Here is a 457-nt window from a genome sequence, read left to right on the forward strand (position 1 = left end):
CCGTCGCCCTGCTCGGCCCGCTCCTGGTGAGGGCGGCAGCGGCGGTCCTGGGCGCCGCGCTGCGACGCACCGGCCCGGGCGGCAGGCTCGCCACCGCCAATCTGCGCGGCAACGCCACCCGCATGGCCTCCGTCGTCACCCCGCTCACCCTCCTCATCGGTATGACCTGCACCGTCCTCTTCGTCCAGCCGACCCTGGGACACGCCGCCCGCGCCCAGGCCCGCGAGGGCATCCGCGCGGACTGGGTCCTCGCCGCCGAGGGCCCCGGCGTCCCGGCAGGAGCCGCACGGCAGCTGCGTACGGACCGCGATGTCGCCACCGAAGTTGTCCGCACGACCGTCCGTATCGGCCTCGACAAGTACGCGGCACAGGGCGTCACACCCGCCGGCCTGACCCGCACCTGGGACCCCGACGTCACCGCGGGCTCCCTCGCCGAGCTCACGCACGACACCGTCGC

1 pseudogene is annotated in these 457 nt (G+C 75.5%); it reads left to right on the forward strand.

Going from position 1 to position 457, the window contains the following annotated elements:
* Positions 1–457, forward strand: a pseudogene (locus AOK17_RS52765) (ABC transporter permease); the annotation flags it as partial.

Origin of the sequence: Streptomyces phaeochromogenes (assembly GCF_001418655.1) — a bacterium.
In the GTDB taxonomy this organism is placed as follows: Bacteria; Actinomycetota; Actinomycetes; order Streptomycetales; family Streptomycetaceae; genus Streptomyces; species Streptomyces phaeochromogenes.